At 29.8% G+C, this 13,302-nt stretch carries 11 protein-coding genes; all 11 read left to right on the top strand.

What is annotated here, in order from left to right; all coding sequences use genetic code 11:
- Positions 1–6 precede the first annotated feature (6 nt).
- The 11 genes from groES to pth all read left to right on the top strand — a co-directional run bounded on the left by groES (position 7) and on the right by pth (position 13,298).
- Positions 7–291 carry a co-chaperone GroES gene (groES, locus tag HMPREF9629_RS05320; RefSeq protein WP_009525344.1) on the top strand — a complete coding sequence of 95 codons (285 nt, stop codon included), beginning with the start codon at positions 7–9 and terminating at the stop codon, positions 289–291.
- A gap of 174 nt (positions 292–465) precedes the next feature.
- Entirely contained in the window at positions 466–2,088 is a 1,623-nt protein-coding gene (gene groL, locus HMPREF9629_RS05315) for a chaperonin GroEL (protein WP_009525343.1), read from the top strand.
- 462 nt (positions 2,089–2,550) lie between these two features.
- Entirely contained in the window at positions 2,551–4,146 is a 1,596-nt protein-coding gene (locus tag HMPREF9629_RS05310; RefSeq protein ID WP_009525342.1) for a potassium/proton antiporter, read from the top strand.
- A gap of 193 nt (positions 4,147–4,339) precedes the next feature.
- Entirely contained in the window at positions 4,340–6,196 is a 1,857-nt protein-coding gene (dxs, locus tag HMPREF9629_RS05305; RefSeq protein WP_009525341.1) for a 1-deoxy-D-xylulose-5-phosphate synthase, read from the top strand.
- Between the two features lie 476 nt (positions 6,197–6,672).
- Entirely contained in the window at positions 6,673–7,467 is a 795-nt protein-coding gene (locus HMPREF9629_RS05300) for a TlyA family RNA methyltransferase (protein WP_009525340.1), read from the top strand.
- A gap of 176 nt (positions 7,468–7,643) precedes the next feature.
- On the top strand, positions 7,644–7,901 hold the full coding sequence (locus HMPREF9629_RS05295) for a hypothetical protein (protein WP_009525339.1): 258 nt from the start codon (positions 7,644–7,646) through the stop codon (positions 7,899–7,901).
- Positions 7,902–7,928: 27 nt separating this feature from the next.
- The gene (recN, locus tag HMPREF9629_RS05290) at positions 7,929–9,608 is read left to right on the top strand and encodes a DNA repair protein RecN (protein WP_009525338.1); all 1,680 of its coding nucleotides are present in this window, start codon (positions 7,929–7,931) and stop codon (positions 9,606–9,608) included.
- 2 nt (positions 9,609–9,610) lie between these two features.
- Positions 9,611–10,159, top strand: coding sequence for an NUDIX hydrolase (locus HMPREF9629_RS05285; RefSeq protein WP_009525337.1), 549 nt, complete (start codon positions 9,611–9,613; stop codon positions 10,157–10,159).
- 28 nt (positions 10,160–10,187) lie between these two features.
- A complete protein-coding gene (gene glmU, locus HMPREF9629_RS05280; protein WP_009525336.1) occupies positions 10,188–11,549 on the top strand; it encodes a bifunctional UDP-N-acetylglucosamine diphosphorylase/glucosamine-1-phosphate N-acetyltransferase GlmU in 1,362 nt (453 codons plus the stop codon).
- A 219-nt stretch (positions 11,550–11,768) separates the two neighbouring features.
- Positions 11,769–12,722 carry a ribose-phosphate diphosphokinase gene (locus HMPREF9629_RS05275; RefSeq protein WP_009525335.1) on the top strand — a complete coding sequence of 318 codons (954 nt, stop codon included), beginning with the start codon at positions 11,769–11,771 and terminating at the stop codon, positions 12,720–12,722.
- 12 nt (positions 12,723–12,734) lie between these two features.
- Positions 12,735–13,298: an aminoacyl-tRNA hydrolase gene (pth, locus tag HMPREF9629_RS05270; protein ID WP_009525334.1), complete on the top strand. Its 564-nt coding sequence runs from the start codon at positions 12,735–12,737 to the stop codon at positions 13,296–13,298.
- The last annotated feature ends 4 nt before the right edge of the window (positions 13,299–13,302 follow it).

The following is a 13,302-nucleotide window of genomic DNA, read 5'->3' as shown; positions in this document are numbered from 1 at the left end:
TTAATAATGAAAATAAGACCATTGGCTGACAGAGTAGTAATAAAAAGATTAGAGGCTGAGGAAAAGACTAAGGGAGGAATAATATTAACAGGAAGCGCTAAAGAGCAACCACAAGAGGCTGAGGTAGTAGAAGTAGGACCAGGCGGAGTGATTGATGGAAAAGAAATAAAAATGGAAGTTAAAAAAGGTGACAAAGTATTATTTTCTAAATATGCAGGTACAGAAGTAAAGATAGACGGACAAGAATATACAATATTAAGACAAAATGACATACTTGCAGTAGTTGAATAATATAATTTATTGCAATGGTTTGTTTATTTTATAAAAGTATTACAGATACAGAAGTATTGATTGATGAGTTTTGAAACTTATGTAAAAAAATATATAAAAAAGAAAAATATATTTCAAATGTAGATAATAAAGTTTTACAGATTAATTTACAAGAATAATTCGGAGGTAATATAAATGGCAAAAGAAATTAAATTTTCAGAAGAGGCAAGAAAATCATTGGAAAGAGGTGTCAATAAATTAGCTGACACAGTAAAAGTTACACTTGGGCCTAAAGGAAGAAATGTAATACTACAAAAAAGTTTCGGAGCACCGCTTATAACTAATGACGGTGTTACAATAGCCAAAGAAATAGAATTGGAAGATGCTTACGAAAATATGGGTAGCGAGCTTGTAAAAGAAGTTGCTACAAAAACTAACGATATAGCAGGAGACGGAACTACTACTGCAACTGTTCTTGCTCAAGCAATAGTAAGAGAAGGATTAAAAAACGTAGCTGCCGGTTCTAACCCTATACTACTTAGAAAAGGTATAAATAAGGCTGTAGATATTGCAGTGGAAACTTTAAAGAAAAATTCAAAAACAGTAGAAAATAAAGAATCAATAGCACAAGTAGCAGCAATATCAGCAGGTGATGAACAAATAGGCCAACTTATAGCAGATGCTATGGAAAAAGTAGGAAAAGACGGAGTAATAACAGTAGAAGAATCAAAATCTATGGGTACAAACCTTAATGTAGTTGAAGGTATGCAATTTGATAGAGGATATGTATCAGCATATATGGCAACAGATGTTGAAAAAATGGAAGCAGTTTTACAAGATCCGTATATACTAATAACAGATAGAAAAATAAGCTCAATACAAGATATACTGCCTATACTTGAGCAAATAGTACAACAAGGCAGAAAACTTGTAATAATAGCTGAAGATGTTGAAGGAGAAGCACTATCAACACTTGTAGTAAATAAGTTGAGAGGAACATTTGATGTAGTAGCGGTTAAAGCACCGGGATTTGGCGACAGAAGAAAAGAAATGCTACAAGATATAGCAATACTTACAGGTGGACAAGTAATATCAGACGAGTTAGGATTTGACATAAAAGAAACTTCGCTTGAACAATTAGGAAAAGCTGCTACTGTAAAGGTTACAAAAGAAAATACTACAATAGTTGATGGAGCAGGAGCTCAAGATAAAATAGTTGAAAGAGTTGAACAAATAAAAAGACAAATAGAAGATACAACTTCAGAATTCGATAAGGAAAAATTACAAGAAAGATTAGCAAAATTATCAGGTGGTGTTGCAGTAATAGAAGTAGGAGCAGCAACAGAAACAGAACTTAAAGAGAAAAAATTAAGAATGGAAGATGCACTTAATGCAACAAGAGCAGCAGTAGAAGAAGGAATAGTTGCAGGTGGAGGTACGGCTCTAATAGAAGCTATGAAAGCTGTAGAAAAAGAAGTAGAAAAAGAAACAGCAGAAGAAAAAACAGGAATGCAAATAGTTGCAAAAGCACTTCAAGAACCGTTGAAACAAATAGCTACAAATGCAGGTTTGGAAGGTGCAGTAATTGTAGAAAATGTTAAGAAATCATCAACTAATGAAGGTTTTGATGCGTTGAATGAAAAATATGTAGATATGATAGCAGCAGGAATAATAGATCCTACTAAGGTTACACGTTCAGCATTACAAAATGCGGCATCAATAGCAGCAATACTTCTTACAACAGAATCAGCAGTAGTAGAAATTAAAAAAGACGAACCTCAAATGCCAATGGGTGGCGGAATGCCGGGAATTATGTAGTCCAAAATAAAGTTAAAAAATAAAACCTAAACTTTTTAGGTTTTATTTTTTTGCAATTTTTTATAAATTTTGCTAAAATATATATGCCTATTTTAAGGTTAATAAGATATAATATTTTAAATACACAATTTCTGTAGATTATAATAAACGTAATTATAGATTATAAAATCTCTAATTGATGCAACAGAAATTTTTAAATCAAGTTTTATTTTTGATAATTAACTCTAATATGTGTTTATTAATGATACATTTATATGAGTTATTTGTTTAAAATACACTTAATTTTACTCAGTTAATAGATTTTTAAAAGCAGAAATATCTATTATTTTATTAACCTTTAGTATTAATATAGGAATAATCAAATTGAAAAATAATAAATGGGTTTAAAATTTTAAAATTAAAAAAGAATTAGTATTTCAATAAAGTTTTAATATAAATAAAAATGCTGAAAATGGAGTTATAATGGTCACATCTTTGCTGATAGGTTCTTTAATTATTTTTTTGTGTGTACTTATAAATAAGTTTTCGTCTAAGGTAGGTATACCTACGCTTGTATTTTTTATTTTTTTGGGTATGATGTTCGGCAGTGACGGTATTGGAAAAATATATTTTGACAATTATTCAATGTCGGAAAATATATGTGTAATTGCACTTATATTCATAATGTTTTATGGAGGTTTCGGAACAAACTGGAATACAGCTAAAAAAGTTGTGAAGGAATCTTTGCATTTATCTACTTTAGGTGTTGTGGGTTCTGCCTTGATTACGGGAGTGATATGTCATTTTGTATTAAAGTTTTCATTTTGGGAGAGTTTATTACTTGGTTCTGTAATAGGTTCGACTGATGCGGCATCAGTTTTCTCCATACTTCGTTCAAAGAAACTCGGAATAAAAGAGAATACTGCTCCTGTATTGGAATTGGAAAGCGGTAGTAATGACCCGTTTGCATATATGTGCATGATCATATGTGTTATGATATTAAAAGGTGGAGTATCTTCGTTTGAGATAGCAAAAACTTTTGTTATGCAAATTGTTATAGGTATATGCTGTGGTTTTTTAATAGCAAAGTTTACAATAGAGTTTTTGAAAAGATATAAATTTGACACAGAAGGATTCGACCAAATATTTTTTGTATCTGTGGCACTGTTTAGCTATGCTTTTCCTACTTTTTTTGGAGGAAACGGATTTTTGAGCAGTTATTTTGTAGGTATAATACTTGGTAATCAGAAGATAAAAAATAAGAGTTCATTGATACATTTTTTTGACGGAATAACAGGTCTTATGCAACTTATTGTATTTTTCTTGCTCGGTTTGCTGTCATTACCGTCTGCAATATGGAGTGTGAAAGAGGAGTTTTTCTTTGTATTTCTGGCACTTACATTTGTTGCCAGACCGGTTGCGGTGTTTTTGTTGTATTCGTTTGAGAAAGTGTCTTTGCAAAAGAAAATTTTGGTAAGTTTTTGTGGGCTTAGAGGTGCAGCATCAATAGTTTTTGCAATAATGGTGCTTGGCAGTGGACTTAATGTAAGTTTTGATATATTTCACATAGTTTTCGGAGTAGTTTTATTATCGATTATATTACAGGGAAGTTTGATACCTTATGTTACAAAAAAGCTGAATATGATTGATGAAAATGAAAATATACTAAAAACATTCAGTGATTATACTGAAGATATACCGGTTGATTATATAAGAGTAAAAATTACAGAAAATCATCCTTGGATTGGAAAAACCGTAAAAGATATAAACTTGCCACCGGATTTGCTCATTGTGTCAATACAGGGGAAAGACGGTTCTATACTTCCTAAAGGCGATGTGGTATTTAGAAAAGATGATTGTATAGCATTGACTGCCGTAAGATTTAACAATAATATAGAATTTGACTTGAGTGAAATGACAATAACAAAAGAAAGTGATTATTTGGGTAAAAAAATACAGGAAATATCACTGGAAGAACAGCTTATAATATTGATAATGAGAGATGATAAGCCGGTAATACCTAAGGGAGATACAATTATATTGGAAAAAGATGTATTGGTATTAAGCCAGAAAAAATAAATTTTTTATATACTGAATATTAAATTGTAAATATAAAACATTAGTTTTATCAGTTTAAAATAAATTAAATCAAAATTTGAAATTAAGTTTAGACTACTTATAATAAAAATACAGAATCACAAATATTTTTATATAAATTATCTATGAGATTTATAATATAATAAATAAACTATAAAAATGAAAAGGTAGAAAAATGTATAAATATCTGGATAGAATAAAAGATGCACAGGACATAAAAAATATAAGAGAAGATGAAATGGTATTTCTTGCCAGGGATATAAGAAAGTTTTTGGTAAATAAAGTATCAAAGACAGGAGGGCATCTGTCATCTAATTTGGGCGTAGTGGAACTTACTATGGCAATACATAGTGTATATGATACCTCTGTTGACAGGGTGATATTTGATGTAGGGCATCAAAGTTATGTTCATAAAATATTGACAGGACGAAAAGAAAAGTTTGATACATTAAGACAGCTTGACGGTATGAGCGGTTTTCCGAAAACTTCTGAGAGCATACACGATCCTTTTAATACAGGACACAGCTCTACATCTATATCGGCCGGAATAGGTATGGCTATGACAAGAGATTTGCAGAATAAGGACTATAATGTCATATCTCTTATAGGAGACAGTTCAATATGCAGTGGTCTTGCATTGGAAGGAATAAATTTTTTGGGGCATTCTAAGCTTGATATGCTCATAATTTTGAATGACAATGAAATGTCTATTGATAAGAGCGTAGGCGGAATAGCAAAACATTTAAGTAAGTTGAGAGTAAATGAAAAATATAGACGTCTGTCAAAAAATGTAAGAGGAACTATATCATCTTTGCCTTTTATAGGTGAAAATGCAGTAAATGTAATAAAAAATGTAAAAGACAATATAAAAAATATAACAGTGCCGGGAGCGTTATTTAATGAATTCGGGATAAATTACTATGGGCCTGTCGATGGACATAATTATTTTGAAGTTGTAAATGCACTCAAAGAGATGAAAAAAATAAAAGGACCTAAAATACTTCATGTAATAACGAAAAAAGGGAAGGGATATGAATTTGCGGAAAATGACCCAACAACATATCATGGAGTAGGAAAGTTTGATTTTACAAAGAAGATAGAAGTATCAAATAAGGAAACATTTTCAGATATAGCAGGTAAATCATTGCTAAAGATATTTAATAAATATGATGATACTGTTGCAATAGCGGCTGCAATGATAAAAGGTACAGGACTTGACTGTCTTGAAAAAAAATTTTCCAAAAGAGTTGTAGATGTAGGAATGGAAGAAGAAAATGCAGTTACAATGGCGGCAGGTATGGCAATATCCGGAATAAGACCTTATGTAGCGATATACTCTACATTTTTGCAAAGAGCATATGATCAGATATTGCATGATGTCTGTATGCAGAATCTTCCTGTTACTTTTCTGATAGACAGAGCCGGAATAGTAGGTGAAGACGGAGAGACGCACAACGGTTTATATGATATAAGCTATTTATCAAGTATGCCTAATATAGAAATATATTCTCCAAAAGACGCAATTGAAATGGAAAAAATGATAGATGCATTATATGGAAAAAACTGTCCTGTTGCGATAAGATTTCCAAGAGGAATAATATATAATTTGGGCTTCGATAAAAACGAGCAAGACGTTACAGCGTGGGAGCAGTTGTCATATAAAGGCGATTCTACTATATTAGCGACAGGAAAAATGCTTAATATAGCTTTGCAGGCACAAGAACTACTTAAAAAAGATTATAATATTAGTATAAAAGTTATAAATGCGAGGAGAATACGCCCTGTAGATAATGAAATTATGGACAGTATATTAGATGACAAATATATATTTACAATGGAAGATGGAATAAAAACAGGAGGTTTTTCAGCAATAATATCAGATTATGTAGCAGAAAAAACTCAAAATCCGAAACTCAAATTTTTCTCATTCCCGGATGAGCCTATTGCCAATGGGAATGTTGATAAAATATATGAGAAATACGGCTTTACACCGGAAATTATAAGTAAAAAAATATATGAGATAATAAAATAATAGAATAGTGATTTTAATAATAGTATAAAACTTAAACGGACTTGTTTGATTACCTGCCGTCAGTGACTGTAAATATATCAAATTTCAGATTTAAAAAATAACTTTTCCAATATTAATTTTTACAATTACTTTTAGCAGTTTTTAAAATTGAGCTGTTGAACAACTCTATTAATTATTAATCATATTTTATCAACATTGCATATATTAATCAAAATAATTTTAGAAAACAGTAAATCGCAAAGGCTTGCTGTTTTTTTGTATAATACTGATATTGCATATAACTTTTAATTTTATACAAGTAATAGAAAAAATGAAGAATTTATGTTATAATAACTAATGTTGTAATACTTTTATACTTTTTAACTGATTAAAAAATAAGTAAAATAAAAATTGCTATTATATTTATTTTTAATGGTGATTGCTATTAAATTAAAAATTTTAAAAATATATAAATATTAAGCGAGTAATGAATTATTATGAAAAAAAGATTGGACGTAATTCTTGTAGAAAAAGGTCTATATCCGTCGAGAGAAAAAGCAAAAGCGAACATAATGGCAGGCAATGTTTTTGTTGATAATATACTGTCTGATAAAGCCGGTATGCTTGTAGATGAAAACAGCAAAATAAAACTGAAAGATGAGGCTATTCCGTATGTAGGTAGAGGCGGATTGAAATTGGAAAAAGCTATAAAAATTTTTGATATAGATTTAAAAGATAAAATTTGTATGGACATAGGGGCATCTACAGGTGGATTTACAGACTGTATGTTGCAAAATGGTGCAAAAAAAGTTTATAGTATTGATGTAGGATATGGTCAATTAGATTATAAACTTCGCATAAACGAAAAAGTAGTCTGTATGGAAAGGACAAATTTCAGATATTTGGAGAGAAATAAGGTTTCTGATGATATAGATTTTGCAGTAATAGATGTATCTTTTATATCGCTAAGAATAATATTTCCTAAACTGAAAGAATTTTTAAAAGACAGATTTTGTGTAATATCTCTGATAAAACCGCAGTTTGAGAGCAAGAGAGAAGAAGTGGGTAAAAACGGAATAGTAAGAGATATAAATGTGCATAAAAGAGTGATAAGAGAAATAATTGATGCCGGAATAGAAAATGAAATGTATATAAAAAATCTCACATTTTCTCCTATAAAAGGTCAAAAAGGTAATATAGAGTATTTGGCATATTTTACAGATGAAAACGTGAGTTTTGATAGTGGCTTTATAGATTTGACAGTGGATGCTTCTCATAATGAACTTGATTAAGTTATAAGTAGATTTAAGATAATTATTAATAATTGTTAAATTATCAATATGCAAATGCTGTAAGTCTAAAGATTTTTGAGAGTTTTTAAATTAATTTATAATTTACAGTATATTGTATTTGTTTGAATTAACATATTATAATCACTTTTTACTGTATTAATGGTATGGAGTTTGTTATGGAGATTTTAGAAATTATTGTAGATATTATAATAGAAATTTTTTTAAATAAAGTTTCTGACAAAAAAGCTGTAAAAAAATTGTTGATATTTATTTCAGTAATAATATATGCACTTATAATAGTTGCTATATTGTGGGTTTCATTAGTATTTGTAAAAGATATAATGCCCAAATGTATACTTATTGTGATAGATTTGATAATTTTTATAAATTTCACTTTTGAAATGAAAAAGCTTATGTTTAATGAAGAAAATTGACTATGAACTGTTTTTTGGAGGAGAATAATGTTAAAACAGTTGTATATAGAAAACTTTGCACTTATTGATAAACTGGAGTTGGAAATGGAAAACGGCTTTACAGTTTTCACAGGAGAAACAGGCTCAGGAAAGTCCATAATGATAGATGCTATATCATTTGCTATAGGTAAACGGGCGGATAAGACATTTGTAAGAAAAGGTACAAATAAATCGATAATAGAGCTTATATTTTTCATAAAAGACAATATGAAAAAACTTCTTGAAAATATGTTGAAAGAAGAAAACATTGATATAGAAGACAATATTATAATTTTGAAACGAGAGATATACTCAGATGGACGAAGTCTTTGCAAGATAAACTCCAAAAATGTCAATACTTCTTTTTTGAAAAAAATATCTTCATATTTGATAAATATACATGGACAAAATGAGTTTAACGAGCTTGAAGAGACTAATCATATAAATATACTCGATTCATATATAGGTCTTAGAAAAATGAAACAGTTCAAGGAATATATCAGCCTATATTCTTCATACATAAAGCTGAGCAAAGAATATGAGGATATGTATTCAAACTATGACAAAGAAAAAAACAAAAGAGAGCTTGAGCTGCTTAAATATCAAATAAATGAAATAGAAGAGTTGAAACTGAAAAAAGGTGAAGATAAAAATATAGAAGATAGACTTGAAATAATGGATAAATCTGTTAAAATATCAAAATGTATGAATGGACTTTATGAGGAGCTTTACAGGAAAACTAATAATATTCTCAAAGTACTTAGAATTTATATGCAAGAGTTTGAAAATTTTTCGGATTTGGACGATAATCTCAAATCTATAAGTGAAAAGCTAAATGACGAATATTATAATATAGAAGAACTATCTTATGAAGTTAGGGATAATCTCGGCAGATATGACTTTGACGAAGACAGAAAGACTATATTAGAAGACAGATATGATGAAATAAACAGAATATATTCAAAATATGCACAAGGCTATGACAAACTGAAGGAATATTTACAAAATGCTTATGATGAAGTAGAATTTTATGAAAAATATGAGGATAAGATAAAAGATATAAAAAGACAAATGTCACAGTTAGATGAAAAATTAAAAAATATTTCTGCAAATATAACATCTATAAGAACTGAGAAAAAAACAGAGCTTGAAAAACTTATAGTAGATGAACTTGCTACATTAGGTATGAAAAATGTAGCGTTTGATATTAATATAAGTCCTTTAGACACATATAACAATAAGGGCAATGATAATGTAATATTTTTGATTTCATTTAATAAGGGGGAAGATACAAAACCTTTTTCAAAAATTGCATCAGGTGGAGAAATCTCAAGATTTATGCTTGCACTTAAAAATGTAATATCTTCAGAATTTGAGAAGACTATGGTATTTGACGAGATAGATACAGGAATAAGTGGGCTTGCAAGTGAAAAGGTTGGAAAAAAACTTAAAGATATTTCAAGAGTGAGACAAGTGCTTTGTATAACACATCAAGGGCAGATTGCATCGTATGCACAAAATCATATAGAAGTATTTAAGACAGAAGAAGATGATAACACACTAACAAAGGCAAAAATTTTGTCAGAAAAAGAAAGGATAGTTGAAATAGCTAAGATGATGGACGCAAGTACAGATTCCATAAAATCTTTGGAGCATGCCAAAGAACTTCTTAGCAAAAATTCAAGGTGAATATGTTGAGCGATAGTAACAAGATAGAAAAAGCAGAAAATATTGTATCTCAAAAAGAGATATATACAGGAAAGTATATTTCATTGAAAGTGCTTACAGTAGAAAAAGCGAAGGGATATTCACAAAGAGAACTTATTGAGCACCCCGGAACTATATTGTTAATAGCATTAACAGAAGATAGAAAGCTTGTATTGAATAAAATATATAGAAAATCAATAGATGAATATTCAACTGAATTACCATCAAAAAGAATAGATTCAAACGAAAACCATCTGGATGTTATAAAAAATGAAATGTTGGAAGAACTCGGTTATGAAGTAGACAATATCAAAAATGTATACAGTTTTTATCCAAGTATAGCTTATTCGGATGAAAAAGTGTATATGTATGTGACTGATGTAAGAAAGGTGAAAGATGTCAATGTTTGCAGTACGTTTTCTACCATGGAAGTATCTCTTGATCTTATAAAAGAAAGATTTGACGAGTTAGGAATAATAGATGCAAAGTCTATTGTTGGAATAGATTATATTTTGAAAGAATTTAATTTATAAAAAATAAACATAATTTTAGGAGATAAAAATGAGTTTACAAGTAGTAGTGCTTTGTGCAGGAAAAGGCACAAGGATGAAATCCGAAAAGTCAAAAGTTATGCATGAAATTATGGGTAAACCTATGATAGAGTATGTATATGAGATAGCTAAAGAGGTTTCCGATAAAAAACCTATCTTTATAGTAGGTCATGCTAAAGAACAAATAGAGTCATATTTTAAAGATAAAGTTGAATATGTTCATCAAGATGAGCAGTTAGGTACAGGTCATGCTGTAATTTTAGTAGAGAAAAAGATAAATGAAAATGATGATGTACTTATTTTATATGGAGATACTCCACTTATACAAGCGTCTACAATAAAAAAACTTATAGAAGATAAAAAAGATGATACACCTGTAACAATACTTACAAGTATGGTGGATAATCCGTTTGGTTATGGTAGAATAGTTAAAGATATAAATGGAGATTTTGTTAAAATAGTAGAGCAAAAAGACGCCAACGATGAAGAAAAATTGATAAGAGAAATAAACTCAGGAATGTCTTATATCTCAGGCAAACTTATAAAAGAAAATATAAATAAGATAACTAACAACAACAATCAAAAAGAATACTATCTTACAGATTTATTTGAGATATTAAAAAACAACGGAAACAAAATATCGACTTTTTTCATAGAGCAAGATGAAATAATGGGAGTAAATTCAAGAACTCAATTAGAAGATGCAAGAAAAGTTATGAGCAAAAGAATAAACAGTTTCCATATGGACAATGGAGTTACTCTCATATCTCCGGAGAGTATATATATAGAAAAAGATGTAGTAATTGGAAGAGATACTATAATTTATCCTAACAATATATTGAGGGGTAAAACTGACATAGGGAATAACTGTATATTGTATGCAGGTAATGAAATAGTTGATACAGTTATAAAAGACAATGTTACTATAAGAACATCATTCTTAGAGGAAAGCTATGTCGATGAAAAAACAACTATAGGACCATATGCACATCTAAGACCGAAATCAAAATTAGGTAAGAAGGTTAAAATAGGTAACTTTGTCGAAGTTAAAAATTCTATTATGGGCAATAACAGTAAGGCGTCACATTTAGCTTATGTGGGTGACGGAGATATAGGAGATAATGTAAATATAGGTTGTGGAGTTGTATTTGTCAATTATGACGGAAAACATAAAAATCGCTCTATAGTAAAAGACAATGCTTTTATAGGCTCGAATTCAAATCTTGTAGCACCTGTTACAATAGAAGAAAAGGGATATGTAGCTACAGGTTCGACTGTTACGGATAATGTGCCGGCAAATAGTTTATGTATAGCAAGGGCAAGACAAGTTATAAAAGCAGGATGGACTGCTAAGAAAAAACTTTTGGATTAAAAACTAAGTTATAAAAAAATTATTTTTAAATATTTTAATGATTTAATTTATAAAATCTGTTATAATTATCTTTATAATTTTAATATGAAAAAATTATAAACAAATTTTTATAGACTGATAAAAGAAGAATATACTTATATTTTTTATGAGTATATTCTCTTTGTGTTGTAAATTTGTTGTTTATAGACTTTTTTTATTTATTTCTTGGAGGAAAATTAGATGAACACGAGTGGTAGTGAAATTAAAATTTTTGCAGGTAATTCTAATATAAGCCTTGCATCTAAAATTGCTAAAGGTGTAGGTGTAGAGTTGGGGCAAATTGAAGTCAAGAAATTCAGTGACGGAGAAATAGCTGTAAATATATTAGAATCTGTAAGAGGTAAGGATATTTATATAATTCAATCAACTTCAGAGCCTGTAGATACTAATTTGATGGAGCTTTTGATAATGATAGATGCGTTTAAAAGAGCATCGGCAGGAAGAATAAATGCCGTTATTCCGTACTATGGATATGCAAGACAAGATAGAAAAGCAAAATCAAGAGATCCTATTACAGCCAAACTTGTAGCAAATCTGATAACCGCTGCAGGAGCTGACAGGGTTGTAACAATGGATTTACATGCGGCGCAGATACAAGGATATTTTGATATACCTGTAGATCATTTATTGGGAGAACCTATACTTGCAAATGCTTATAAAAACAGATTTTACGGCAGAGATGATGTGGTTATAGTTTCACCGGATCTTGGAAGCGTAACAAGAGCAAGAAAATTTGCGGACAGTTTGGGAGTAGGCATAGCTATAATAGATAAAAGAAGACCGAGAGCAAATGTATGCGAAGTGCTTAATATAATAGGTGATGTTAAAGATAAAAATGTAATAATAGTGGATGATATGATAGATACGGCAGGTACGCTTGTAAATGGTGCTAATGCACTTGAAGGTTTCGGAGCAAAGGATATTTATGCGTGCTGTACACATCCTGTACTATCGGGAGAAGCAATAACAAGAATACAAAATTCTCCTATAAAGGAAGTATTGGTACTTGATACTATAGAATTACAGGAAAATAAAAAAATAGATAAAGTAAAAATAGAATCAGTTGCACCTATATTTTCACAAGCAATATCAAGAATATTTAACAATCAGCCTATAAGTGCAATTTTTTTATAAGAAAGAGGAAGTATGTATATTATTGTAGGGCTTGGAAATCCGGGTTTGAAATATCAAAATACAAAGCATAATGTAGGTTTTATGGCAATAGATATATTGTCTAAAAAGTTAAATATAAAAGTAGACAAAATAAAATTCAAGGCATTGATAGGAGAAGGACAGTATAAAGGTGAAAAAATAATACTTGTAAAACCGCAGACATTTATGAACTTAAGTGGCGAATCAGTGCAACAAATAATGAGCTTTTATAAAGCGGAGCATCAAAATTTGTTTGTGCTTTATGATGATATAGACATTGATATAGGAAAGTTGAGAATAAGGCAAAAAGGTAGCTCAGGAACTCATAACGGAATGAAAAATATAATATATTTGCTTGGATATGATGATTTTCCGAGATTTAGAATAGGTGTATCGAGACCTCCTCAATATATGGATTTAGCATCATATGTGCTGTCAAATTTTACAAAAGAAGAGATAGATATTCTCTTAAATGTACTTGATAATTGCAGTGAGGCTTGTCTTTATGCCATAGAGAAGGGTTTGGATAAGTCTATGAATAAATACAATATAAAGTAAGGAG

Origin of the sequence: Peptoanaerobacter stomatis (genome assembly GCF_000238115.1) — a bacterium.
In the GTDB taxonomy this organism is placed as follows: Bacteria; Bacillota; Clostridia; order Peptostreptococcales; family Filifactoraceae; genus Peptoanaerobacter; species Peptoanaerobacter stomatis.
Note: the sequence above shows the minus strand (reverse complement) of the source record. Positions and strands in the feature narration are given on the sequence as shown.

What these genes read in the sequence shown, in the direction of transcription:
- groES (WP_009525344.1), top strand. Translation starts at nt 7, where the DNA reads ATGAAAATAAGACCATTGGCTGACAGAGTAGTAATAAAAAGATTAGAG.
- groL (WP_009525343.1), top strand. Translation starts at nt 466, where the DNA reads ATGGCAAAAGAAATTAAATTTTCAGAAGAGGCAAGAAAATCATTGGAA.
- HMPREF9629_RS05310 (WP_009525342.1), top strand. Translation starts at nt 2,551, where the DNA reads ATGGTCACATCTTTGCTGATAGGTTCTTTAATTATTTTTTTGTGTGTA.
- dxs (WP_009525341.1), top strand. Translation starts at nt 4,340, where the DNA reads ATGTATAAATATCTGGATAGAATAAAAGATGCACAGGACATAAAAAAT.
- HMPREF9629_RS05300 (WP_009525340.1), top strand. Translation starts at nt 6,673, where the DNA reads ATGAAAAAAAGATTGGACGTAATTCTTGTAGAAAAAGGTCTATATCCG.
- HMPREF9629_RS05295 (WP_009525339.1), top strand. Translation starts at nt 7,644, where the DNA reads ATGGAGATTTTAGAAATTATTGTAGATATTATAATAGAAATTTTTTTA.
- recN (WP_009525338.1), top strand. Translation starts at nt 7,929, where the DNA reads ATGTTAAAACAGTTGTATATAGAAAACTTTGCACTTATTGATAAACTG.
- HMPREF9629_RS05285 (WP_009525337.1), top strand. Translation starts at nt 9,611, where the DNA reads ATGTTGAGCGATAGTAACAAGATAGAAAAAGCAGAAAATATTGTATCT.
- glmU (WP_009525336.1), top strand. Translation starts at nt 10,188, where the DNA reads ATGAGTTTACAAGTAGTAGTGCTTTGTGCAGGAAAAGGCACAAGGATG.
- HMPREF9629_RS05275 (WP_009525335.1), top strand. Translation starts at nt 11,769, where the DNA reads ATGAACACGAGTGGTAGTGAAATTAAAATTTTTGCAGGTAATTCTAAT.
- pth (WP_009525334.1), top strand. Translation starts at nt 12,735, where the DNA reads ATGTATATTATTGTAGGGCTTGGAAATCCGGGTTTGAAATATCAAAAT.